The organism is Shewanella pneumatophori (assembly GCF_023283895.1).
In the GTDB taxonomy this organism is placed as follows: Bacteria; Pseudomonadota; Gammaproteobacteria; order Enterobacterales; family Shewanellaceae; genus Shewanella; species Shewanella pneumatophori.
Genome location: NZ_JAKILB010000004.1, coordinates 164799 through 190421, shown reverse-complemented (window position 1 = coordinate 190421; position 25623 = coordinate 164799). Strand labels below are relative to the sequence as shown.

Genomic DNA, 25623 nt, shown 5'->3' with positions numbered 1-25623 from the left:
TCAACCTATGTTTACAAGATTTATGATTGGCACGATAGGGTATATCGCCATGCTGATAGCGCCCACTTGCTATGCGCAAAGCTGGTCGGCATTTGATGCACCTATGCTTTCAGAGCAAAGTCAGCAAATTAAAACCAGCGTCAGTACTTTGCCAGAGCATCACCTTGCAACTGCTAGGGATAAAAGCAATGCAGCAAACTTACTGCTTAATGTTTTTACAGAACAACAAGCCCACACTTTACGCCTAAAGAATGAATTAAAAGCGTTTAAAACAGAGCCATCAGACTCTATTTGGTCTCAAGTCAAAACCACTAAGCAGTCACTCGACAGTTTAAGCCAAAATAAAGCCGAACTATTGCTTTATGTTGAGCCACAAGTAAATGAAAAGTTTACTGGTTTTGGCCCTGATGGTGTAAGGCAGTTATTACTAGAAGCGCAAATTGCCAAAACGATTATTAACTTCCAGTTAATTTCTCAATACCGTAATTTGAGTGAGTTTTTTGCCGACTTAAAAGTGTCGCCTTTTCCGTTATTGGTACTGATTTTTAAAGTCACCATTATCTATCTGCTATTGAAATGGTGGCTTAATGTTGGCCCTAAATTTATTGTGTCGCGCTTAGCTAAGATAAAAATGGCGCGACTTAAAAGTGAGCCGCTTGCTGGTATTTTTTGGCGCTACCTTAATAAAGTACACATCTCTATTGCTTGGTTCATTGCTATTTCGGTGCTACTAAATCTGCTATCAGGTTTACCTGGACTTGGAAACATTATCTATTTAACCGTTGTGGTTAATTGGGTTTTCTCAGCCACTATCACCATTAGCTTAGTCAATGAATTTACTGCCCATCACAGCCGTCACAACGATGTATCTGAACTCGTTAGCCTGAGGGTGAAAACCGTTAAGCAGTGGGTTTGGCTGATCATGACCTCAGGGATCATTTTAAAAGTCACCCAAATGAGCGTTTATCAAGGCACTATCTATTCATGGATCAGAACATTCATGCTGATAGCTTTTGCCCTGCTGATCATTAAAAGCCTCAATGACTGGCGCAAAATTGTCTTTACCTTACTCAGCCAAACAGATGAGCATCCAAGCTACATTAAGTGGGCAATCAAGAATCAAGATAATCGCCTACTGGCACCTTTTGCCACCGCGTTAGGTGTGTTTAGCTTATTGAATCAACGCGCCTTTCATAAAATATTTAATAACCTTTTACGTTATCAAATGTTCAAACATGCGATTGCTTACTTCTTCAGAATTGAAGTCGCTAAACAGAGCGTAGCTGATAAAGAAAACACCAATATGGTGCGTGTAAAAGGTGATGAAGCGTTTTTATACGTAAAACCTGGGCAAGAAGACAGCCCGTTGGTAGAAGATTACGCCGAAGAAGAGCTAAACGAACTCGCTCGTTACGTGCTTGCACCTGTGCCTGCATTAACCTTGGTTTACAGCGAGCGTGGCCTAGGCTTAACAACCTTATTTAAGCGTCTTATTCATCGCTCAAAGTCAGAGTATGCCATCTATATTAACTGCCCTTACGGCGGATATAGCCAGCTTATTGAGCAGCTAAACCTTGCTTTAGGTTTGAGTGAACAAGCTAGTGAAGCTGAACTTATTCAATTTTTAAGGCAATCACAGCAGCGATATATTCTCTGTATCGATAACTGCCAGCGTCTGGTTAGCCCGAAAGTAAACGGCTTAAGCGACCTAATGAAAATTACCAAGCTGCTACGCAGAGGACGTAATTCACACGGCGTGGTGCTAGGTATGGAGCAGTCTGCATGGCGCTTTATCGATAGAGCCCGCGGCGAGCGTTTACTGTTTGATAAAGTTATCGCTATGCCGCGCTGGAATGAAAAACAAGTTGCCGTGTTACTCAATAGCCGTATCGATAGCAAAGGCGAACACGCCTTAAGCTTTGCCGGCCTTAAGCTGCCAAGGCAATGGGATGAACAAGACTTGAGCGAGCAGCAAAGAGCTGAGCAAGGCTTCTATCGCATCCTGTGGGACTATTCAGACGGTAACCCTACGGTTGCACTACGCTTTTTCAGAATGTCACTGCATCAAGATAGAACCAACGGCAAAGTATTTGTACGGATCTTTAGCGCACCTGATGCAAAAGAGCTCGAAACCATGCCAAAACCTATGCTTGCAGTGCTGAGAGCCATTGTCCAACTGGAAGTGGCATCGGCAGAAGAGTTATCAGCCTGTACACAATTAGGTTTTTCAGAGGTCATCAACACCTTACGTTATTTTCAAAACCGTGGCTTTGTTGAAATGCTCGATGATAAAGCGCGGATTTCAGACCACTGGTTTAGATACATTACAAATACCCTGCACAACCAACATTTATTGGTGAAATAAATGAATAAAAATATATTACGTAACTTATTTATAGCGCTAGGTTTACTTACCAGTTTACCGGTCGTTGCTGCTGAGCCGAATTTAGAAAGCTTAACCGAAATAGCGAATCTTATTCGCTGGAGCGGTGTATTCATGTCGGTTATTGTGGTGTTTATCGCTTGGCTAATGCTCAAGTTCACCCAAAACATTGTCGACTCTATTGGTAGTCAGTTTGCTCAGCGCAGAATGTTGGCGCAAAAACTACAATCATTTTTTCAGTTCTTTGTTTATATGACCGCGGGGATCTCGGTATTTATGCTGAGCTTTAGAGTCGATGACAGAATATTAACCCTAATTGGTGGTACCTTGGCGGTATCGGTGGGCTTTGCATTGAAAGATCTGGCGGCCTCGTTTATCGCTGGTTTAACCGTAATGATCGACAGGCCGTTTCAAGTCGGCGACAGGGTGACATTTGAAGGCCATTACGGCGATATTATTACCATTGGTTTGCGCTCAGTCCGTATGCAAACCTTAACTGATGACATTATCACGATTCCAAACAACAAGTTTTTAAGTGATGTGGTTATTAGTGGTAACTATGGCGCATTGGATATGCAGGTGGTGATCCCGTTTTATGTAGCGCTTGATCAAGACTTAACCTTGGCAAGTGACATTATTCGCGAAGCCGCTGCGTCAAGCCGTTATATCCACTTACCTAAGCCAATTGTGGTTCTGGTAAAGCAAGATATAAGCGACAGCTACTTTGCGATTAAGCTGACTCTTAAAGCCTATGTTTTAGATATTAAATTTGAAAAATTATTTGAAACTGATATCACCCTTAGGGTGATGCAAGAGTTTAAAAAGCAAAATATTTGCCCGCCAAGTATTATGCAAAGCACTAAGCTTTCGCGATAATTAGGCCATCACCGCCATCACCATCACCTAAGTGGCGGCTGAGTTGGATTTAAACTCTATTGTGTTTAAGTCCAACCTAAGTCCTTATTAGATATAAACTAGACTATTGCCAAGCTTTTAGTGCTAAGTACTTAGTGTTTAGTGCTAAAAACTTGAAAAGCTTACTGGCGCACGCCATCAAGCTTTTATTTTGTGTCAAACTTATATCACTAAGCAGAGTAAGCTGACTAAGATAGTTTAGTCAGCTCATTATAGCTAGTGACATGAACCCCAGTTTAATTTAAGGGTTCTCTATGTAATGACTATCGATGTAATCACACCATAGTTGTGAATCTTTGGCAGGTAATCCAGCTTGACCTCGAATACCTAATTTAAACTCAACCACTGAGCGCCATTCCATAGAGCCCAAATCTGGACCATGGCCTTGGCCATCACCGCTAACGATTTGCTGCTCGACTTGCTCAAACCAAGCTTGATGACAAAGGCTCTCGGTATGTTTTGTCACTTTAGACTGCTTTATATCCTCACCACAGCCAACTAGACTAATTAACGTGATAGCTACAGTAAATATCAGTAATTTATTCACTCTCTATCTCCCAAAAATAATCCCACAAAAATGTGGCTAATAAAGTCATCATAAACAATACAATATTCATCATAAAAAAAGCGAGCCCATCACATGGATGGGCTCGCTTCTAATATTATTTACAAGTTCAAATAAAGCTATTTTTTGACTTTATCTTTTGAGCGACCATAACTGCTCTTGCCTGATGCAGCGCCACGAAAGTTACTTTTACCCACGGCATTTTTAGCGCCGCGGTTTTTATCCTGGTACTTACGCTTATTATGGCTTTTCTCTTTTACAGGCTTAGCCACCACATCACGGTAACGTGCTGGTAAAGGTGCGCCCTCTTCGTAACCTGGCATAGTAATTCGTGGTAACGTGTGCTCAATTAACACTTCGATTTCTTGCATCATATCGCGATCTTGCGGTGATACAAACGAAATAGCATGACCCGCTAATCCAGCGCGGCCTGTGCGTCCTACACGGTGTACATAATCTTCAGCTGCAAAAGGCAGCTCAAGGTTAATCACCAACGGCAGCGCTTCAATATCAAGACCGCGAGCAGCAACATCTGTTGCAACCATCACCCGCAGCTTTCCTGACTTAAATTCTTCCAATGCACGGTTACGCGCACCTTGAGTCTTCTCACCATGGAATACCGCATTTTTAACGCCGTCTAACTTTAGCTCAGCGTGCAAATGCTCGGCACTTTCACGCGTGCTTACAAACACCAATACTTGTTGCCAGTTATTACGGCCAATAAGCTCAGACAATAGCTCTGCCTTGCGGCGAGTATCGACTAAATAAACTTCTTGGGTGATTAAACTTGCAGTTGCTGCCGTGGCTACATTTATCCATTCAGGTGCAACCAGCATTTTCTCCGCTAGCGTTTTAACGGCATCACTATATGTTGCTGAGAAAAATAGTGTTTGATGGCTTGCTGCCACCAGCTTCTTCACTTTTTCAATATCGCGAACAAAGCCTAAATCCAGCATGCGATCAGCTTCATCAACCACTAGGTGAGTTACATTCGATAGATCTAGACCGAACTGGCCAATTAAGTCGAACAGACGCCCTGGTGTAGCAACTAAGATATCAACCCCAGCTTGCACAGCTTTGCGCTGCGGGTTCATGTTTGAACCGCCGTATACCGCAACAGTTTTTAACGGCAAGAACTGCGCATAAGCAGTGATATTTTCTGCAACCTGAATCGCTAACTCACGAGTTGGGGTAAGCACTAACACTTTCACACTTGATTGGTGAGTCAGCTCAGCTTCACTTTCGCCAAAAAAACCATACTCTTGAATCAAACGATTAAGCAGGGGCAATGCAAATGCCGCCGTTTTACCAGTACCCGTTTGCGCACATGCCATAATGTCTTTACCAGCCATCGCAACCGGCAGTACTTGCGACTGCACTTGCGTCAGTTGCTGATAACCGCGCGCAGAAACTGCATCTAAAATTTTGGAATGTAAATCGAATGCATCAAAGTTCATGGTCGGCTCAATATGGGTTAACTACTCGCTAATTGGAGTACTGGCAATAAAAGTGAGCGCGGAGTCTAGCAAAATACCGCGATAGATAATAGCCGAGATCAAGCATCAGTTTTTTCCACTTCGGTATTAGCTAGCCTAACCTCAATAAAGCGCTGCTCAAACTCTTCACTAGGCAAGGGCCGAGAAAATAGATATCCCTGGCCATAATCACAGCCAGCGTCTGCTAACACCTTACGTTGATATTCCGTCTCAACGCCTTCTGCTATTACTTTCATACCGAGTTTATGAGCCATCACAATAATCGCTTCACACAAGGTAAAGTCATTACTTTGGCTGTCTAGATTGCGAGTAAAAGACTGATCTATTTTCAAGAAATCAATTTCAAATCGCTTTAAATACGCAAGCGATGAATAACCCGTACCAAAGTCATCTAACGATACTTGTATGCCTGATTCACGGTAACGCTCTAAGGTTGCTGAAATCGCCTCATTACCATCCAGCAGTAGACCTTCAGTGATCTCTACACAGATATTATTATTGGTTAAATTAAGTTTTTTCAGTAACGACACCCAAGTATCAAAACACTCCCCCTCATCACGAAACTGCACTGGTGATTTGTTGATACTTATCTGTACTTCCACACCAAAGCGGTCTCGCCATATTGCACTTTGCCTAGCAGCCTGCTGAAACACCCAATTACCAATTTCAACAATTAAACCGGTTTCTTCAGCAACAGAGATAAACTCAATGGGCGAGACTAAACCGCGTGTGGGGTGACGCCAACGGATCAGGGCTTCTGCTTTTAAGCATTTATTTTGTTGCAGGCCAACAATAGGTTGGTAGTAAAGCTCAAACTCTTGCTCGGCAATTGCGTGGCGTAGATCTTGAATCAACCGCATACGATGTTTAGCATCGCGCTGCATTGATGGCGTAAAATAATGGAATCGGTTGCGACCTTCACCTTTAGCGGCGTACATAGCTTGATCCGCATGTTTAAGCATACCTTCAATGGTTGCTGCGTCATCGGGGTACAAGGTAATACCAATACTTGCGCTAATATATGCGGTTTCTTCTCCGAGGTTAAATGGCTCTGCAATACGGGCTAAAATATGTTTAGCGACTTTATCGACACCTTTAATGTCAGTGATCCCCGACAGCACCACAGTAAACTCATCACCACCTAATCGAGCAACCACATCGGTTTCACGAATACACGCCTTTAAGCGTTTGGCAGCTTCAGATAATAGCCGGTCGCCCATATCATGGCCTAATGTGTCATTCACCTCTTTAAAGTAATCTAGGTCTAAGAACATCAGCGCAAAGTGCTGTTCTCGATTGTCCGCCTTGATGATCTCAGTTGCCAGGTAATCTAGCAGCATCCGCCGATTGGGTAATCCAGTTAACGGATCATAGTTAGCTTGCTTCCAGATTATCTGCTCAGCCTGTTTTTTATCGGTAATATCACTAAACAATGCCACTCGGCGCTTTGAGCTGCCATTATCATCAACCAAGGCATTAAGCGTTAGCCAAACTACAAACTCTTCACCATTTTTGCGCCTTAGCCACACCTCTCCTTGCCACCTCCCTAACTCCTCTACGGCATTATTCATCTGTCGATAGGCATTGCGACTATTGCGATTACATTGCAGCATTTTGATGTTTTTGTGTTTAACTTCAGCTTCGCTGTAGCCTGTAATACTGGTAAATGCAGCATTAATATTTATGATAAAGCCTTGCTCATCTTGAACACTCATGGCCTCGCTACTGTTGTTGTAAACAGATGCCGCTAAAGTTAAAGATTCCTCTACACGTTTTTGCTCAGTAATATCGGTATAGATCCCACACATACGTAACGGGTTGCCATTATCATCATGGCTCATCACCTTACCTGTGTCCAAAAGCCAAAGAAGCTCTCCAGACTGGTTATAAATACGGTACTCCACCTTGTGTTGTTCTGTTTCACCATTGAGATGTGCATCTATCGACTTAAGCACCGCCACTCGATCATCGACATGGATAGCATTAATCCATAACTTAGGTGAGCGATTTAAGCTCTCTAAGTCACAACCTAATATTGCAGCACTATGCTCATTTCGCTCCATAGCGTCCTCGGTAATATCCCAGTCCCAAAAACCTAGCTCGCTGCTTGCTAGCACCAGCCTTAATTGCTCTTGGCTCGCATTTTTTTCAAGCTCGGCCTGCTTTTGATAGGTTCGATTGAGTAAACCGGTGATTACCAGTTCAACCTTAGCTTGTGCTCGTTGGCAAGCTACGGTCATATGGGTATAAACAATGGTTTCATCTTTAGCTTTTAAACGAACGTCCAGTTCAAACTCATTTATTTCACCTTCTAGCATTTGGCTAAAATGATGTTTATAAATAAAGTAATCTTGTGTATGCATCAGCTTAGGCCAAGAAAAATTAGTTAATTCAGACTCGCTATAGTTGAGCATCTCACACAAGTTGGGGTTCACTTTAATCCACTGATGATCTTCATCGGTAATGGCAATTCCCATGTTGCCTGACTGAAAATGCGACTTAAACAATAAGTGATCTTGCAGCTTTATTTTCTGATCTCGCTTTATCTCAATACGTCGCGAGAGCAACATGCCAAGTAAAGCTGTAGTGATAGGAAAAATCACCAGAAAAGGAATTGTGACTTGTTTTAACAGTTTAATCGCCAAATCAGCAGGCAGGCTGACTCCCCAAAGCAAAATGATACTGTTGCAGATTAAGCCAAAAGAAAATAACTCACTAAAACCTACATTACTAAGTGAGCCCTTACGATACTTACCCCATAAATATCCCAGCAGCCCCGATGTTACGATTGCGCCAATTCCAGGTACTACCGTCGCGCCTCCTTCAACCAAACGATATACCGCGCTAACCACCACTGCGACCAAAGTTGCAATACCGCCAAAAAACATACCACATATACTGAGGATCACAGTTCTGGAGTCAAAAAAGACCCCTTCACTGTATTCCCACGGCATAAGCATCACAGCGATAGTGATTGCCGATACCAGTAATCCAATACCAACTCGGGATATCGCTTCTTTTTTGTGTTTATAGCTACGAGGAAATGCGTCATATACCAGCACGATTGCCAGTAATAACGCTGAATTTTGAATAAAAGAAAGTAATAAACCTTGTTCCATAAGACGCTAATCATCCTTGAAAAATTACTTTAAAAATAACTACTCACTAAGATATGACAGGCAACATCTGCTGTAGCCTAAGACAAGAGACTAATACACTTACCTTTGACTAAAACCTTAATCGCTCGAAGCCTTCACTTGACCGCATCTAATAACGCCAAACCATAGCGACTAACACGTGTACTTAAGTCATCACTAAAGATAGGGAATAAACAACAAAAACTCAAAGCGTTAGCGCTTAAAAATTGCAACAAAATTTGCCAGCGGCAAACAACAAAACCAATCATGGCTAATTAGTTCACCTTAAACTCTCTGGGCAGATCTCTTTCTGAACCTTATTGGGTTAAACTGAGTTCAAATTACTCTGGCCGATATAGAACAAATAAAATTACCATGTCACAAACCATGCCTATTAACAGTAAAGCAAACGATGCTAAACCGCTCCAGTACAGTAAGAATTACCACTTCCCTGTACAAATTTATTATGAAGACACTGATTTTTCAGGTGTGGTTTATCACCCTAACTTCTTAAAGTATTTCGAACGAGCTCGTGAACATGTTATTGGCGCTAACAGCCTGGCAAGCTTATGGGATGAGCATGATTTAGGTTTTGCTGTTTACCGCACTGATATGTTGTGCCACGACGGAGTGGAGTTTGCAGACATTATTGATGTACGAACACGCTTTTATTTTGAAAGTAAATATCGCACCGTTTGGCTACAAGAGATTTGGCGCCCAAATGGCAAAAAGCCTGCAGTAACTGCGCAAATAGAGATGGTGTGCATGAATAAAAAGCGCCAATTAAGCCCTATGCCGCAGCAACTTATTGCTCGTTTAGGTGAAGCGTTTTCTGAGCCTGTGATTTTTTAGAGCCATTAACAACTTAGTCTTATTACAGCCATCATTTCATGTCGGTGGCTGTAGTATTGATGCCGTTAAAAAGGTCATGTAAAAGTGAGCTTGCAAGGGATTTATTTAAGCCCGATGTTAAATGATAAAGGACGCCTGTCAGCAAGTTATAAGCCGTGCATACAAGATAGAACGCGGGTTGCAATAAAGAATTAGATTATTCTAAAATACTGCGATTAAGCGAGTTAACTCACACTTAGTTTAGCCCAGCGAGTCTCTAACTCTTTCGCCTTTATCGGTTTAGAGAAAATATCGCCTTGAATTTTATCTACCCCCATCTCCCTAAGCAGCTGTAATACGTCATCGGTTTCAACGCCTTCAACAGTTACGTTGAAGCCAAGTCCCTTGGCTAATCGAATACTGGTTTCCATAATATGGCGCGCTCTGGTATCGATTGCCAGCTCGTCTAAAAACGCTTTATCAATTTTAACTTCGTCAACAGGCAGATATTTTAAATAAGCTAACGAAGAGTGCCCAGTACCAAAGTCATCAATGGCAACGTCAACGCCTAAACTACGTAAATCTTTAATGGTCGCGACCGCGCCGTCTAAATCTTGCATCAATTTACTTTCGGTGATCTCAATTGAAAGCACTTCGGCATCAAGCTGATATTTGTCTAAACGGGCTTTTATACCGGTAATCAGCGAAGTATTGCGCAGATCTTGAGTCGAGAGATTGACTGCTACTTGCAATTTAATCCCCATTTCTTGCCAAAGCGCTTGCTGGACAAACACTTCATCAAGCACCCACTGGCTCACAATATCTATCATGCCAGAGTATTCAGCCAGCGGAATAAACTCTGCAGGTGAAATCGAGCCTAATTGTGGATGCTGCCAACGCATTAATGCTTCAACCTGTTGGCAATTGCCTTTCGGCAAGCTTTGCTTAGGCTGATACACCATATACAACTCACCATCACGCAAAGCTTTGGCTAAGCTATTAATGATTGAGACTTCTCTAAGCTGCACCACATCGTCACCAAGCAAATATTCAGATAATGCAACATCATGGGTCTTGGCTTTCTTTAACGCCAGATCAAGCCGACGTAACATGGTGCTAATATCGCTATGAAAAGGCTCTAAGGCCAAATGGCCAACCTGAACTCGAGTGGTGATAATGCTGCCGAAAATGTCATAGGGAAGTTGTAATTTATCGATTAATTGCTGGAGCTGGGACTCTGACATCGGACTTTCGAAATAGATAAGAAACTCATCTTCATTCATTCTGGCAATTAACGAGCCATCAGGAGACAAGCCTTTAACTCTAAGTGCTATCTGTTTTAGTAATTCATCGCCAAAGTTAAAGCCAAATAGATCATTTACATAGCGAAATCGGTAGATATCAAGCAGCACCAAACTGCCTTTATCTAACGGCATTAGCGCTGCCATTTTTCGCTTCATGCTTAAACGGTTATCAAGCTCTGTTAGCTTATCTTGCTCAACTTGACGGCCTTTTGTGGCAAGTTCACCGATCTGCTGAGTTACAAAGCTCAACTTTGCCGATAAATTAGCATTTTTAAGGCTAGGATCGGCTTTATCTTTTGTCAGCTGGAAACAGAGTTTATCGAGCTCGTTAGACAGTTTTTTCTGGCGCAGTAAAACGATTACTAACAATATGATAAGTAATAAACAGATTACCGATATTATCCAGAAACTATCCAATGAATGTCTTATCCTTAATAAACCCGCCAACGGCGCTAATGTAAACTATAGAGGCCCAATTCAGCACTGCCACTACAGACTGTAATATAACCTACATTAGCGCTTTGTCGAGCAAATAGTCTATTGATAGCTTTCCTTAATTGATTGATAAGCTTCAATAAACTCCTCACTCGTTAATTGCTCATTGCTGACAGGTAATCCACGAAGAATAAACCCTTGCATACGCTGGTCGAAATCACCACCAGCTCGTAACTTGCCAGTGTAAAATGCGGCTGCACGAATAAAGTCCAAATAACTCACTTCTTCCGATGTATAGGTAAGATCGGCCCAACGCTCAACCACCTCCATCACATCTGGCGAAAACTGCCAGCTTTTTAAAACCGCTCGACCCAAAGGCCCTTGTAGCTTTTTAACTAAGGCACGTAAAAACTCAATATCAGCAAATAAATCAGGCTGTGCTTCAGCTTCGGTAAGCACAGGCAGCGCACCAATGTTATGTACGAGTCCTGCTAGCGTCATAGTGTCAAAATCTAACCTAGAGCTTGGGTACTGTTTCTTATATAACTGCAAGATGGCACAAGCCGCGGCAGTCACATCAATTGATGCACTCCACACCTCATCCATCACTTCCCAAACCATTTGATTAGTTGAGATAAAAAGCTGCTCCATAGCAATGGAGGTAACAATTGATTTTATTTGCATTAAGCCGATACGGTTGATAGCTGCATTTACGTTATCAGCTGGGATCCCGCGGCTATATAAGGCACTATTGGCGATTCGAATAACTCGGGCTGAAATGGCCGCATCTTGACCGATAATATTGGCGACATCTTTTAGGCTTGCATCTTTATCACTCACAACTTCCTGAACCCGCATTGCGACTTCCGGTAGCGTGGGTAAAACCAAGGCATCTGATTTTAACTTCTTCAACAATCCAACCAATACTTGATGCTCTGTGGACATCTTTACTCCCTTTTATTACCCATTAAATTGCAGCAAATCATCTAGAGCAGTTGCTCAATTTGCGATGTGTGCAAAATAACATTAATGGGTCAATACTTAAACAAGCGCTAACAAAGGCTGAAAAATACTTAAAAAATGATAAGGCGATCACAATATTTTATAATAAACGACTCCGGTCGACCCAAAGCCACTTATCATATGCGGCTGACTTTCTTGCATGAGCAAGCGCATTTTACAGTGTGTCACTAATTGTCGAATCCTTATCCGTTAACAGAGAAGCTATTATGTTTAAACCTGAGCTATTGTCCCCTGCTGGTACATTAAAAAATATGCGTTACGCCTTTGCCTATGGCGCTGATGCTGTTTATGCCGGCCAGCCAAGATATAGTCTTCGCGTACGTAATAACGACTTCAAAATGGAAAACTTAGCCGCTGGTATTAAAGAGGCTCACAGCCTTAATAAAAAGCTGTATGTGGTAAGCAATATTGCACCGCACAATGCTAAGTTAAAAACCTACATCAAAGATATGGAGCCTGTGGTTGCTATGCAGCCTGACGCACTTATCATGTCAGACCCTGGTCTTATCATGATGGTACGTGAAGCGTTTCCAGATCAAGTGGTTCACTTATCAGTACAAGCTAATGCCATTAACTGGGCATCAGTAAAGTTTTGGGAATCACAAGGCATCAAGCGCGTCATTTTATCTCGTGAATTGTCACTTGATGAAATCGAAGAAATTCGTCAACGCTGCCCAGATATTGAATTAGAAGTGTTTGTACATGGCGCGCTATGTATGGCGTACTCAGGCCGTTGTCTGCTATCAGGCTATATCAACAAACGCGATCCTAACCAAGGAACTTGCACCAATGCTTGTCGTTGGAAATACGATGTACATGAAGCGCAGCAAACAGAATCTGGTGACGTAGTGCCTGTAAACCCTGCAGTGCAGATTGAAACACCTACATTAGGTGCAGGTCAGCCATCTGACCAAATCGTCTTACTCCAAGAAGCGGGACGCCCAGGCGAATATATGCCAGCGTTTGAAGATGAGCATGGTACCTATATCATGAACTCAAAAGACTTACGTGCTATCCAACACGTTGAGCGCTTAACCAAAATGGGTGTGGATTCATTAAAAATCGAAGGCCGTACTAAGTCGTTCTATTATGTTGCGCGTACTGCTCAGCTTTATCGTCAAGCAATTGAAGATGCCGCTGCTGGTAAAGACTTTGACCGCACACTAATGCACAACCTTGAAGGCCTTGCGCACCGCGGTTACACCGAAGGTTTCTTACGTCGCCACGTACATGATGAATACCAAAACTACGATTACGGCTACTCAATCAGCGATACCCAGCAGTTTGTTGGTGAATTCACAGGTAAGCGTAACGAAGCTGGTCTTGCTGAAGTAGACGTAAAGAACAAGTTTCTATTGGGTGACAGCGTTGAAGTGATGACACCACAAGGTAACTTAACAATTAAAGTTGATACGCTGATTAACCGTAAAGGCGAAAGCGTTGAGGCTGGTCTAGGTTCAGGTCACTTTGTATTTTTAGACGTACCAGCAGGTGTTGAGCTTGAAAAAGCGGTATTACTACGTAACTTGCCACAAGGCCAAGACACGCGTAATCCACACCAGCCAACGGCTTAATATAAATACTATCTTTTGCTGAGCGCAGAAACTTATAGCCTCAGCAAATGACCACTAAAAAGGCCTCCACAATGGAGGCCTTTTTGTAAGTTAAATTTTCAAGCTAATAACCGACTAAAAACTCACTCGAGCTCGCAAGCCTATAACCCAAGTGTCTTTCTCTGTTGAAATCGCAGGGTTATCAATATATTGAACATTAGGTGTTAGCTGGACAAATTCACCCAAACTCATATTGTAATAAAGCTCAGAGGTAAACTGCTTGTCGTCAGTCACACCATAGGCTTTGCCTAAGTTTTGATTCACTTCGCTAAAGTTAACCGCAAAACCTAAGTTATTTTTCTCGCCGCCTAAACCAAAATACCCCACACCTAGAGTTAGCGATTTATCGTAAAGCGCGACATCGCCCTCAGAGACGCCGCCCCTCACAAATGGCATTAATTGCGGCGTAACAAAGAAGCTAGCCGAAAAGTTAATCCCTTGACCACTTTCACTTGGCTGAGTGAGGTTATGTTGAGTGCCGCCGTCCATATGCCACAAAGTCACATGCAAATTGTCTGTATAAATATGCTCTTGTGATGCAGTCCAACCCAGCTCAAAGCTAGTAAACAACTTATGTTCATTGAATAACGTATCAAAACCATCTAATGGTTTATCTGAGCGCCCTTTCGCATCTGCAGCCCCAGCAATGATATAAATATTATCATTAATCATATGGCCAACGGCTAAACCCAAAACCCCATCGTCTGGTAAGCCTATAGCACCCGCTCCAGTACTAAATGCTAAGTTGGTAAAGCCAGTCCAAGGACTCGCTAATGCATAAGTGTCAACGTAATCAGAAGTATCTAAGTACCCGGCCATTAAGGCGGTTTTTCCTTGATTAAACTGTTGTTTCCAATAAAGATTGGTCAGTCTTCCACCTTGATCGCTATAGGCTGGACCTATCATACCGATATAACCGAGACCCGGCTCTATAAATGAGTAAGCTTTAGGAGCGGTATCGGTATAACCATGTCTATGCTCAACTTTCCAAACAAGTCCACCAACGTTACCGCTTTCTATGCCTATTAAATTCCAAGAACCATAAAATCGAGCCACTCCAGCGGCCGAGCTATCAGCGCCACCAGCTGTTGGAGAACTTGCCGATAATCCCAATACTTGATAATCAAGCCCTAGAGTCAGATTATGCTCACTCGCCAAGTTTTCACGCCAAGACTCTTTTTTACGCGTGTTCTCTTTAATGGTGTTATCAACCGTATTTGGGCTACCAAAGCTGGTACTGGCATGACTCTCTGGGCTAAACAAACTACCAGTGCAAGCCAAACTTGCCCCAATCAAAAACGACATACGCATGCTCTTAATATTAGTATTCATATTGTTTCCTTATTCGCTCACGCAACTCCATGTGTATGAATCAATTAATGAACATGACCTTTATGCCCTATACCATCTTGCGGATTTGAGCCCGATACAGGATTAGAAATTGCATCACCATAATATTTATCAATCGTGAGAGCCTCCATGGCGTAGCCCATAGTGACATTCATCTTGCCATCAACCAGCTGCACCAATTCCGTTTGTTTATTTGCGTTAATCGTGCCGCTAACCGTCACTGGAAATTGTACATTTTCAACTTCAAAACCTGCTGGATAACTCAGCTTCACTATTTGATTTGCCGCTGGTGGCGGCATGTGAATGCACGCTCCAGCATAAGGCAGTAATAAAAATTCAGTCGCTTTAACACCGTTAAATTTTGTTGGCACCACAAAGCCTGACATGCTAACTCGCTTACCATTAATCTCAGTATTTACACTCTCTGCTTTTCGCTGTGCAAGCGCCATATAACGTGCTCTTGCATCAAGCGCCGCATCAACATCAATTCCTGCATCACTTAAATGCTTTCTAGCCTTAGTCACTCGTGCTTGATCTGCCGACTCGGCGCTATTTTGAAACTGGATCACCGTAGCCAGTAATCGTTTTTGACTGTCGGTTACCTCAGGCAAGCTCACATCTTGTTCGTTAACAGTAGGAGCTAATAACTGCCAATCCAGTGTTGGTAGATCAGGGCTGGCGATATCTAAGTTTTCAGAGTTTGCTTGCACCGTAAAAAATAAACTCAAACACACTAACAATACTTTTTTCATCGCTACCTCTAAAACTTGGATTTTGCTAATCAACGCTTAAGCGCTGATTTTAATGACCTACTTTTCAAAGCCATATTGCCAATGAAAAGCTGCGAATAAAAAGGCAAGTAAAAGCACTCACCTTTAATTTCGCAATGGAACCTTTACAGGGTATTTTTATAAATCACACCGTCTTTCATAATGATCTTCATTGTCTCAATACCATCGCGTTTGGGAGCATCAAACCATTTTTCATTGGCACCAATTACCGTTAAGTCTTTTAGTGGGTTACCATCAACCAGCAATAAGTCTGCGTATGCGCCCTCTTCAACAACACCTAGCTTGCCTTCAAAGTAAGGGTCTAATACTTCACCTGCTAATTTAACGATTTCACCATTTACCGAAGTCATCGACAGCAAGGTATAGTGATTACCTAAAAACTTACCACTTAAGTAAATAGAGTGATCTGCTTGCTGTTCACAAGCCGCTACTCCGCCAACACAGTCCACGTGAAAACCTAGTTTGGGTTGATACTTATTAACGTTATCAATGTAGTCACCAAAAGCTGCTTGGGCTGTTTTAGCTTTTCGTGCAGAAGCTGGATTTGAATTAATCGCCTCAATTTCACCTAAATAAGGTGAGAAAGCCGTCATATTCGTCGTCATATAGGCATCGTTTTTCTTCATTGCTTTATAGACATCTTTATCAAACATAAAGGCGTGCTCTAGGGTTTTCACTCCAGCCTCTAGGTTGCGCAGTAGTGATACTTTGCTATAGGCATGCGACATGGCATAAGAACCATAGGCATTAGCCACTTCAACTGCAGCTTGTAACTCTTCAAGTGAATAGGCATTGAGCTGCCAAGGGTCGAATGATGATGCTACGCCGCCACTGGACATCAGTTTAATTTGAGTGGCACCTTGCATGTAGTTTTGGCGAGCACAAGCTTTGATATCACCAATACTGTCTGCGGTGCAGCTCATACCTAAACGGCCACCTGACGAGTTATGACCATAAAAGGTTTCATTAGGAGTAGTGAAATTACGAAAGTCGGCATGGGATCCAGTTGGACCAATAAATGCGCCAGACGGGTAAATGCGAGGACCCACTAGCTCACCGCTATCGATGGTCTTTTTTAGACCTGCGCCCATACCGCCAGCATCGCGCCAAGTAGTAAACCCTGACATTAACGCCGATTTAGCTCGAGCAGCTGAACGGGCGGCTAACTCTTCCCAGTTACGATTATTTTCAATATCCGGCAATGAAGAACCGTTCATCTGCAAATGACCATGACCCTCAATCAGTCCAGGCATTAAAGTCATCCCTTTACCGTCAATAACTTTGGCATCTTGAACTGTAATGGCCTCACTAGACACTTTAGTGATCTTGTTATCTACCACTAAGACTTGATAGTTTTTTAGTAACTCATCTTTTTTGCCGTCAAACACATTGACGTTGGTAAATAGCGTCGACTCTGCGCTAACAGAAAAAGCTAATGAGCAAGAAACAGCAACAACTGACATCTTCAACGTTCGGAATTTCATTCAATCACCTCTAGTTATCCATGCTTGGTGATAACTCACCTCGCGTAACATTCCATACTTAAAAAAGCGTTACAGTATTAGCAATTACAGATATTACATATCAACAACTTATCGCTAACACAATGTAACTTAGATGAAATTATGACCTACATCAAGCAAGCGTAATAGCCATTTGATGACACAGAGTGAATAATGAGTAACTGAGCTGTTGCGCAATAATTGCAGTGATTAATGCTGCTTGAACTGTTGCCGAAATTGACTGGGGGTCATGTTCATTTGACGTTTAAAAGCTCGAGTAAAATGAGCAGCATCTGAATAGCCCATTCTAATAGCAATCGCAGTGATCTTAAGTGAAGGGCACTTTAATAGATCTAAGGTTTGCTCAAGCACCATTTGCTCTATCATTTCGCCATAGTTAACCCCTTCCCTTGCTAGTCGTCGCTGCAAGGTTCTCACATTCAGTTGCAGGATTTGCGCTGCACTTTTTATGGGTAACTTACCCATAGACAGGTAGGGTTGGATGGCTAGCTTGAAGGTTGTGAGAAAACAACTTAGTTCCGGTTCTGCTGCAATATGCTCTGTAGTAGAAAGAAAAGGGTGAGTAACAGGCGCCATCATTAGACTTTCACAAATAGAAAAAGCCGTTACTGGCCTAGCTGTAAAAAACTGGGTTCGAGTTAGTTGTGGCAATGTAGCAAAAATAGCGGCATTAGCAGACTGAAGCCCAACTTGCTTTGGCTGCCATTGATTACGAGTGAGCGCTGATAGCAACTCACAAATAAATATCGCTGAAAATAACTCCGCATGAGTGAACCACGCCTGATCCACTCCTTGTTTTTCTCTGACTATCCACCAGCTCCCACCAGTAAATTGAGTATAAACATTCGTGTGAGTCATATTAGACTTTAACTGCTCAGAAAACTCATCTAGGGCAGATTTTAACGAACTAGCTTGGGTTAAACGTCTAATAAATTGTGGAATATAAATATTTTTACATGCGCTTTGGATTAGCTGAACAAACTCCGTAGGAGCCAGCTTTTCACCAAGCGTTTGAATAAGATTTTTTACAGTATTTTCAGGAAGATAATCATAGTTACTTTCACTTGAGTAGAGGTCAACAGGGACTTTAGCCTGATGCAACATAGGGTAGATATTCTCATCTAACCCTTTTAGCAAACTTGCAAAAAATACGACATCATGACGTTGAATAAGCGGAATAGCTTCATTATACGCATTTGATCTAGGATCTGATGACATAGCTCCCCCTTACTAAGGCTTGTAGTTATAAATAAATATAGAAAGCCTGTCTATATTCGCACTAAGCCCATCTTAGTCTTAATAAATTACAGACCTGGCTTACTAACTTGCTTCTTGCATGATATAAGTCCGTCTTCAGCTCGCAACGAGCCTAGTCTGCAGCCCTTTGTATGATATAATTAGTGTGTATCACTTTTAGACGATTCCGCCAAGCGGAGTTCAAGTACACTTTATAGGCACGCTAATTCAATGGCATTATTAATCGACGACAGCTGTATCAACTGCGACATGTGTGAACCCGAATGTCCAAATCAGGCCATTACCATGGGTGAAGAGATCTACGAGATCGACCCAATATTGTGCACAGAGTGTGTTGGCCATTATGCCAAACCAACATGTATTTCGGTCTGCCCTATCGATTGTATTGCAGTTGATCCTGCTCATAAAGAATCTAACGATGAGCTGCTCATTAAGTACCATATACTTACAGGCAAACCTATCGAGTAAGCAAGAATTGAATAAAAAATGGAGCCAAACGGCTCCATTTTTTATGGCCTAGCTTCGACGACACGCTTCGACTTACACTATGCTATTTCCTACTTTAATACTTTATCACGCTGATACTTAGCCCAGAGTACTAGTACCTGCATAAGCCCTGAAACACACAACCGTATCGTAAAAAGTAAAGCTAGGCTGAACTAAACTAAAAATGCTTGAATTCTAGAGACTTAATGTGAACTAGGCTGATAACGATAATGACCCGTTATTGGATATTCAAACAACATATCTTCAAGCTGTGGTCCTGCACCTATATTATGCACAACTAGCGGCCGCTTTTGATCAGAAGATGTTTGCTCTACCAGTATTCCTATATGGGGTAAGTTACCCGGCAACATCCATGTGACTATGTCACCCGCTTGATAATCTGCACCATCATTACTCACCGCTAGTTTCTGCCCATGACGAGTAAAAAAAGTTTGCAGGTTAGGTACTCTGCGATGATCTATATTCTTATCAGGGCGACTTAATCCCCAAATTCTTTTAGAGGGATATTGAGCAAAAGCACTATCCATATCCTCATGCACCAATACTTGTAGATCTATTCCTAACTGACGATAACTTCGAATAACCACATCGGTACAAACCCCGATATTGGCTGGTACATCACCGTTAGGATAATCGAGCTTAAAATAGCGACCATCATATTTAACTTGGTGCGCAGTTCTGTCCATTGCCGCTTGTACCAACTGAGTATTAAATGTTGCAACATCAGCCTGAGCCGAGCTAAGCAGTAATCCTTGAAATAACAAAATTAAACCTATTCGTTCCATGATAAGTCCTTAAAATAAACTACCTATCTCAAGTAAAAAATAGGCTAATAAATCATATAATTGTTAGCTGCAGTTTAGCTATTTTCCGTTTTCATTAACAAGCACACACTTATTCCGAATCAATCTTAGTTAAGTCTATCTTAACTATCTCAGCCCTTGTTCTGTCAGCGTTAATTCGCCCGCCATAGGTTAAAATATACAGAGTCAGGTTTATGCCAATTTCAGTTTTGGTAAAATCATAGCTAGGCAGATGACTTCCCCCGCTTGAGAGAGTAAAATCTCGGCCCACTGCAAGCTCGCTAGCTAAACTTATTTTGACTTAGCAATTATCTATCCAGCCCAAAAAAGATGTCAGGTGCCCATGTACTCAGCGCAACACTGTTTTACCGCTTTTAAATCAGCTATCGATAGTTATCAGTTACCTGAGCGTTTCACCTTTCCTTTTTACTATGAGCCGCACCCGCTGTGCTTATTGGCGGCCTCAGAACTGCAAGAGTACTTAGCGACTCAAACTGACTGGCAACATAACTTTGGCCTAGCTAATGGTGAAGATACAACAGCTGCAATTGGCAAGATGTTTGGTGTACTACTAGTACGTAATCAACATGGCGAGTTAGGCTATTTGTCTGCATTTTCTGGCAAACTCGCTGAGCAAAACCTACTTAAAGGATTTGTGCCGCCAGTATTCGATATGCTAGCTCAAGAAAGTTTTTTTCATGCGGGTATGCAAGCGCTTAACCAATTAACTGCCAAGCTGCAAACTGCAGAGTCCAACCCAGACATTGATAGCTTAACAGCTAAGCTCACAGCGCTGCGCGAACAAGAAAACGCAGCACTTGAAGCGATGCGCGCAGAGATCATTGAGAACCGTAAAAGCCGCAAACAACGCCGCTTACTCGCCGAAGCTAATCAATCTGCGACCGAGCTTGCAGAGCTTAACATTGTATTAGGCAAAGAAAGTGTCGCAGAAAAGTTTCACTTAAAAGCGATTAAGCTTGAATGGGATGAGCAGTGCAACCTTGTGGCAACGGCGCTAAACGCTCTAGTTGCTGACATTGCAGCAATTAAAGCCGAGCGAGCACAACATTCGAATAGTTTACAAAAACAGATTTTTGCTCAGTATCAATTTTTAAACCAAGCGGGTGAGCTTAAAAATCTAAACCAGATCTTTAAAGACAGCCCAACCGAGCAGCCTCCCGCTGGCGCCGGAGAATGTGCAGCACCTAAACTGCTGCAATTTGCGTTTAGCCAAGGGCTTACTCCGCTCGCTATGGCCGAGTTTTGGTGGGGCGCATCACCTAAGTCTGAAATCAAGCAGCATAAAAACTTTTACGGCTCCTGCCAAGGAAAGTGCCAACCTATCTTAAGCCATATGCTTAAGGGCATTGAGATGGATGAAAATCCATTGCTAAGTAATCCTGCTGAAGGAAAGTCTCTTGAAATCGTTTATCAAGATGACGTAATGGCTATCGTAAATAAGCCAGCGGAGTTTCTGTCTGTTCCAGGGAAAAATGTAACCGACTCTGTGTACAGTCGCATGAAATCAATGTTTCCCCAAGCAACCGGGCCATTGATAGTTCACAGACTGGATATGTCAACATCAGGCTTAATGGTTATTGCACTGACTCGCGATGCCAATAAATCACTAGCCAAGCAGTTTATTGCCCGCACCGTTGAAAAACGCTATGTCGCGCAAGTTGCAGGTGTCGTTGTAGGTGATAGCGGTGAGATCCAATTACCGCTTCGCGGCGATATTGATGATAGACCAAGACAACTCGTCTGTTATGAACATGGAAAACATGCGCATACTCTGTGGCAAGTAAAGCAACGTACCGACAATACAACGGTTTTATATCTTTATCCCCATACAGGTAGAACTCATCAACTTAGGGTGCATTGTGCCCATCAAGATGGATTACATTTACCTATTATTGGTGATGATCTTTATGGGCAGAAATCTAATCGCTTGCATTTGCATGCTCAGCGCTTAGCGTTAAATCACCCAGTAACCAATGAGCGTCTCACTTTTGAGCTTGATGTGGATTTTAGCCAACAGGCCTAACTTAGAGCTAGAGTCAGCGCAAAAATCAGCAAAGTTAAAATAAGATGCACCACAATCAATGTCGTGCATCTTTATATCAGCTGCTAAGCAAATCTTGGCTCTGCTTTAGCTTGCAAGGTTTGCAGCGCTGAGGCTAGCTTTTCCACTGTCATTTTAAGAGCTGGCGGCATAGCATCAAACTCAACACCTAAAAGTAAGTTTTTCACTTCAAGCCCCAGTTCAGTATCTCCTTCAATACAAAGTTTACGTTGGAAAAACAAACTATCAGGATCTTCTTTGGCCGCAGCAATTAATAGCAAGTCTTTAGACTGAGCTGTAAAGGTTACTTGTGCTTGTTCTATTGGTCTTACTTGCCATTTAGTATCAAAGGTCACTTCAAATGTTAGGCCTAAATCTTCAATATTAATTGCCACCCAGCGACCTTCTAAAAATTCCAGCTCATCATCTGCTGCTTGCTCTGATAGCAACAATGAAAGAATACGTTTTAGCAAGTCAGCCTTTAACGCAAATGGAACAATAGCGAGAGGGCGAGCAATGGCTTTTGGCCCAATTTCGAGTATTTGTTGAGCTAACTTGTTAGGAAAAAAACCTTGCATGTAAAAATGTATCCAAAATGTGGCAAAGAAAGGAATTTTACCTAGCTTTTATGATCACAAACCTGTTTTACATCAAAAATATGATCTTCATTCCCTTTTAAACTCCTGTTTCAATATTTTTGGAGCATCCATATGGAATTACTGTGCCCCGCGGGCAATCTCGCATCTTTAAAAACCGCCCTCAATGCAGGTGCAGATGCGGTCTACCTCGGTCTGAAGGACGATACCAACGCACGGTCGTTTGCAGGATTAAATTTTACTCCTAAGAAACTTCAGCAAGCCGCCGAATTTACCAAAAAGTGTGGCAAGAAAATATTTCTAACCATCAATACCTTTCCAAAACCTGGTGAAGAAAAACGTTGGCATCAAGCAATTGAACTCGCCGCAGATACAGGTGTCGATGCACTTATCGTTGCAGACTTATCGTTACTCGATTATGCCCATAGTCGCTACCCGCACCTGCCATTACACTTATCAGTACAGGCCAGTGCCACTAACTTGGGCGCACTCACACTGTACAAGCAAGAGTTTAATATTGAGCGTGCAGTATTGCCGCGAGTATTATCGATGAAACAAGTGCGTGACTTGGCTAAGGTAACCCCGGTCGACTTAGAAGTGTTCGCCTTTGGTAGTCTATGCATTATGGCCGAAGGTCGCTGCCATTTATCTTCTTATGTTACCGGACAGTCCCCCAATACAGGCGGTTCATGCTCACCAGCTAAGCATGTACGCTGGCAAGAAACTGGCAGCGACCGCTTAACGTTACTCAATGATGTATTAATTGATAAATCAGGACTCGATGAGCAAATGGGTTACCCGGTTGTTTGTAAAGGTCGCTACACCACGACTGACAACAACGCGCCAAAACATATTCTTGAGTCGCCAACGAGCTTAAATACCTTAAGCTTGCTGCCAGAACTTGCTAAGGCCAATGTGGTATCACTCAAAATTGAAGGCCGTCAACGCAGCCCCGCTTATGTAGAGCAAGTCACCCGCGTATGGCGCAGTGCCATTGATAGCTATATGGCTGCACCAGAAAAGTACCAAAGCCAGCCAGCTTGGGATCAAGCTCTAGCAAAAGTAGCAGAAGGTCAAACAACCACTCTTGGCGCTTACGAACGTAACTGGCAATAAGGACAAGCAATGAAAACATCACTAGGCCCTTTACAATATTGCTGGGAAAAAGAGAAAGTTAACGAGTTTTATCAGCAAGTTGCTCACAGCAATATCCCGCTCGTTTATTTAGGTGAAACCGTATGTAGCCGTCGTCGACAGCTCAAGTTTGCTGATTATTTTGCTCTTGCGCAAATGCTAAAAGGTGCAGGTAAGCAAGTCGTACTGTCAACACTAGCACTTTTAGAAGCGCCATCTGAATACACTGAGCTAAAAAAGCATGTCGACAATGGCGAGTTCATTATCGAAGCTAACGATATGGGCGCAGTCCAAGCAGCTAGAGAGTTGAAGCTGCCATTTGTTTGCGGCCCAACAATGAACAACTATAACTTTGCCACCCTGAAAAAATTACACCAATGGGGAATGCAAAGATTTGTGATGCCAATAGAGCTGTCTAAAGAGTGGCTAGCGCATGTGATAGCAGCTGAAACGCCAACACCTTTTGAAGTTGAAGTATTTGGTCATGGCTATTTACCTCTTGCCCACTCAGCCCGTTGCTTTACCGCACGTCAACAAGGCTTACAAAAAGATGACTGCCAAATAGTGTGTCTAGCTCATCCTAAAGGACTGCTTGCACAAACTATGGATGATCAACCTTTACTAAGGCTAAACGGCATTCAAACCCAATCAGCAAGTTTAATCGACCTATCAACTGAAGTTGAACAGATGAAACAACTCGGCGTAGATTACTTCCGAGTTTCGCCACATAGCCTTAAGAGTATTGAAATAGCAGAGACAATTTTGAGTAAACCAACGGCTGATAGCACTCTAGCTTGTAATGGATATTGGCATCAAGCTGCAGGCTTTAGCCAAGTTGAACCACAGCTATAAATGCGATTTCAGCATTAGAGATAAAGCTTAAGTGCTAGTAATAGATCTATAACTAACAAGCCTTAGTGAGCATCAGCTTTTATACTGTTTATCACTAATGCGCTCCATAGCAAAAAGGTGGCCAAGCCAGCCCATTGTGTAATGGCGGGCCACCATATCTCAGGCCTTAGGGGATCAACTAACATTTCATTGTAAAACGCGCTATTACCTTCAGTTAATCCCAACTCAAACCAAGGCAGTGCCAGAAATGCCCCCATAGCTAAAAATGCTAATACAGCACTGATTTTATTATAAAGCGGCACAGGCTTATTATTTGTCGCTAACAAATAAACCCCATAAAACAGCAAGCTCACGCAACCAAACACAAAGAAATACTTTATCGCGACAATATGTAAGTGATAAACATTGATTGGAAATAAGCCCATTGCAGCTAACGCCAGAAAGCTAAGGCCAAGACTGATAAAAAACGGTAAACGCCAAGGGGAGTCGCCAAGTTGCACACTAAGCAAGCAACTTAACACCACACATAAGCCGCCAAAAAACAAACCACCATTCAAAACCACCGCATATTGGAAGCGGCCATAACTGCCCAGCTCACTTAAGGTGTGATTTAAAAAGTTGAACCCTGAGCCATCAAATTGTTCAAACATAAAAACAGACAGCGTTAGCCCAAGCAACTGGCCGAATATGCCTAACATGCCAAATCTGAACGCTAATTTTGAAACTTTATTGTATTTATTAACCAGCATTACTTCCCGTTTCATCTCGCCTTTAACACAAAGATAGTTGCTCTTAGTCCGAGATGAGTTGCTCTCAGCCTTAGATGTCATGTCTGCTTATTTACAGTCTTAATGCCTCTATTCATGCCCCTATTCGCGTCACCAAGCCCATGCGATAGCACGATTGATTACATATAGGTTGCATTTAACAGCTTAGTATTATCCTCAAGCTTTACAGTAAAATGATTGAATTCAATCATTAACTAAAGTTCACTCACATCTAATAAATGTATATGTAATAGCCAAAAACTAACGTGGCATAGCTCT

The 25623-nt window shown here is 42.4% G+C and carries 20 protein-coding genes; 8 read left to right on the top strand and 12 right to left on the bottom strand.

Annotated features, from left to right (window positions below; translation table 11 throughout):
- The first annotated feature begins 7 nt into the window (after positions 1-7).
- The gene (locus tag L2740_RS08020; RefSeq protein WP_248949517.1) at positions 8-2365 is read left to right on the top strand and encodes an AAA family ATPase; all 2358 of its coding nucleotides are present in this window, start codon (positions 8-10) and stop codon (positions 2363-2365) included.
- The gene (locus tag L2740_RS08015; RefSeq protein ID WP_248949516.1) at positions 2366-3259 is read left to right on the top strand and encodes a mechanosensitive ion channel family protein; all 894 of its coding nucleotides are present in this window, start codon (positions 2366-2368) and stop codon (positions 3257-3259) included.
- A 280-nt stretch (positions 3260-3539) separates the two neighbouring features.
- Here L2740_RS08015 and L2740_RS08010 read toward each other — a convergent pair whose 3' ends face one another.
- The 3 genes from L2740_RS08010 to L2740_RS08000 all read right to left on the bottom strand — a co-directional run bounded on the left by L2740_RS08010 (position 3540) and on the right by L2740_RS08000 (position 8478).
- On the bottom strand, positions 3540-3845 hold the full coding sequence (locus L2740_RS08010) for a hypothetical protein (RefSeq protein WP_420833514.1): 306 nt from the start codon (positions 3843-3845) through the stop codon (positions 3540-3542).
- A gap of 137 nt (positions 3846-3982) precedes the next feature.
- Positions 3983-5320, bottom strand: a complete 1338-nt coding sequence (locus L2740_RS08005) for a DEAD/DEAH box helicase (RefSeq protein WP_248949515.1) — start codon at positions 5318-5320, stop codon at positions 3983-3985.
- 98 nt (positions 5321-5418) lie between these two features.
- Entirely contained in the window at positions 5419-8478 is a 3060-nt protein-coding gene (locus L2740_RS08000) for an EAL domain-containing protein (protein WP_248949514.1), read from the bottom strand.
- 405 nt (positions 8479-8883) lie between these two features.
- Between L2740_RS08000 and L2740_RS07995 the strand changes: the two genes are divergently transcribed.
- Positions 8884-9348: a thioesterase family protein gene (locus L2740_RS07995; protein WP_420833518.1), complete on the top strand. Its 465-nt coding sequence runs from the start codon at positions 8884-8886 to the stop codon at positions 9346-9348.
- 224 nt (positions 9349-9572) lie between these two features.
- Here L2740_RS07995 and L2740_RS07990 read toward each other — a convergent pair whose 3' ends face one another.
- Together L2740_RS07990 and L2740_RS07985 are read right to left on the bottom strand one after the other, a co-directional pair.
- Positions 9573-11048 carry a putative bifunctional diguanylate cyclase/phosphodiesterase gene (locus L2740_RS07990; protein WP_248949512.1) on the bottom strand — a complete coding sequence of 492 codons (1476 nt, stop codon included), beginning with the start codon at positions 11046-11048 and terminating at the stop codon, positions 9573-9575.
- Between the two features lie 120 nt (positions 11049-11168).
- Positions 11169-12011: an HDOD domain-containing protein gene (locus tag L2740_RS07985; protein ID WP_248949511.1), complete on the bottom strand. Its 843-nt coding sequence runs from the start codon at positions 12009-12011 to the stop codon at positions 11169-11171.
- Between the two features lie 284 nt (positions 12012-12295).
- Between L2740_RS07985 and trhP the strand changes: the two genes are divergently transcribed.
- Positions 12296-13663 carry a prephenate-dependent tRNA uridine(34) hydroxylase TrhP gene (trhP, locus tag L2740_RS07980; protein ID WP_248949510.1) on the top strand — a complete coding sequence of 456 codons (1368 nt, stop codon included), beginning with the start codon at positions 12296-12298 and terminating at the stop codon, positions 13661-13663.
- A 114-nt stretch (positions 13664-13777) separates the two neighbouring features.
- On the opposite strand, the gene L2740_RS07975 is transcribed toward trhP, so the two are convergent.
- From L2740_RS07975 to L2740_RS07960, 4 genes are all read right to left on the bottom strand, one after another.
- Positions 13778-15034 carry a carbohydrate porin gene (locus L2740_RS07975; RefSeq protein ID WP_248949509.1) on the bottom strand — a complete coding sequence of 419 codons (1257 nt, stop codon included), beginning with the start codon at positions 15032-15034 and terminating at the stop codon, positions 13778-13780.
- 44 nt (positions 15035-15078) lie between these two features.
- On the bottom strand, positions 15079-15804 hold the full coding sequence (locus tag L2740_RS07970; protein ID WP_248949508.1) for a DUF3299 domain-containing protein: 726 nt from the start codon (positions 15802-15804) through the stop codon (positions 15079-15081).
- Between the two features lie 143 nt (positions 15805-15947).
- Positions 15948-17327 carry a metal-dependent hydrolase family protein gene (locus tag L2740_RS07965; RefSeq protein ID WP_248949507.1) on the bottom strand — a complete coding sequence of 460 codons (1380 nt, stop codon included), beginning with the start codon at positions 17325-17327 and terminating at the stop codon, positions 15948-15950.
- A 228-nt stretch (positions 17328-17555) separates the two neighbouring features.
- Positions 17556-18584: a helix-turn-helix domain-containing protein gene (locus L2740_RS07960; RefSeq protein WP_248949506.1), complete on the bottom strand. Its 1029-nt coding sequence runs from the start codon at positions 18582-18584 to the stop codon at positions 17556-17558.
- 249 nt (positions 18585-18833) lie between these two features.
- On the opposite strand from L2740_RS07960, the gene L2740_RS07955 reads away from it, so the two are divergent.
- Positions 18834-19091, top strand: coding sequence for a YfhL family 4Fe-4S dicluster ferredoxin (locus tag L2740_RS07955; RefSeq protein ID WP_248949505.1), 258 nt, complete (start codon positions 18834-18836; stop codon positions 19089-19091).
- 221 nt (positions 19092-19312) lie between these two features.
- Here the strand turns inward: L2740_RS07955 and L2740_RS07950 are convergent, their stop codons facing one another.
- Entirely contained in the window at positions 19313-19915 is a 603-nt protein-coding gene (locus tag L2740_RS07950) for a DUF1287 domain-containing protein (protein WP_248949504.1), read from the bottom strand.
- 361 nt (positions 19916-20276) lie between these two features.
- Between L2740_RS07950 and L2740_RS07945 the strand changes: the two genes are divergently transcribed.
- Positions 20277-21977, top strand: a complete 1701-nt coding sequence (locus L2740_RS07945; protein ID WP_248949503.1) for an RluA family pseudouridine synthase — start codon at positions 20277-20279, stop codon at positions 21975-21977.
- 83 nt (positions 21978-22060) lie between these two features.
- Here the strand turns inward: L2740_RS07945 and ubiT are convergent, their stop codons facing one another.
- Positions 22061-22573 (bottom strand): ubiquinone anaerobic biosynthesis accessory factor UbiT, encoded by a 513-nt coding sequence (ubiT, locus tag L2740_RS07940; RefSeq protein ID WP_248949502.1) that lies wholly within the window; start codon positions 22571-22573, stop codon positions 22061-22063.
- Positions 22574-22705: 132 nt separating this feature from the next.
- Between ubiT and ubiU the strand changes: the two genes are divergently transcribed.
- A complete protein-coding gene (ubiU, locus tag L2740_RS07935) occupies positions 22706-23707 on the top strand; it encodes a ubiquinone anaerobic biosynthesis protein UbiU (protein ID WP_248949501.1) in 1002 nt (333 codons plus the stop codon).
- A gap of 9 nt (positions 23708-23716) precedes the next feature.
- Positions 23717-24577, top strand: coding sequence for a U32 family peptidase (locus L2740_RS07930; protein WP_248949500.1), 861 nt, complete (start codon positions 23717-23719; stop codon positions 24575-24577).
- A gap of 62 nt (positions 24578-24639) precedes the next feature.
- On the opposite strand, the gene L2740_RS07925 is transcribed toward L2740_RS07930, so the two are convergent.
- Entirely contained in the window at positions 24640-25275 is a 636-nt protein-coding gene (locus L2740_RS07925; protein ID WP_248949499.1) for a DUF998 domain-containing protein, read from the bottom strand.
- Positions 25276-25623 lie beyond the last annotated feature (348 nt).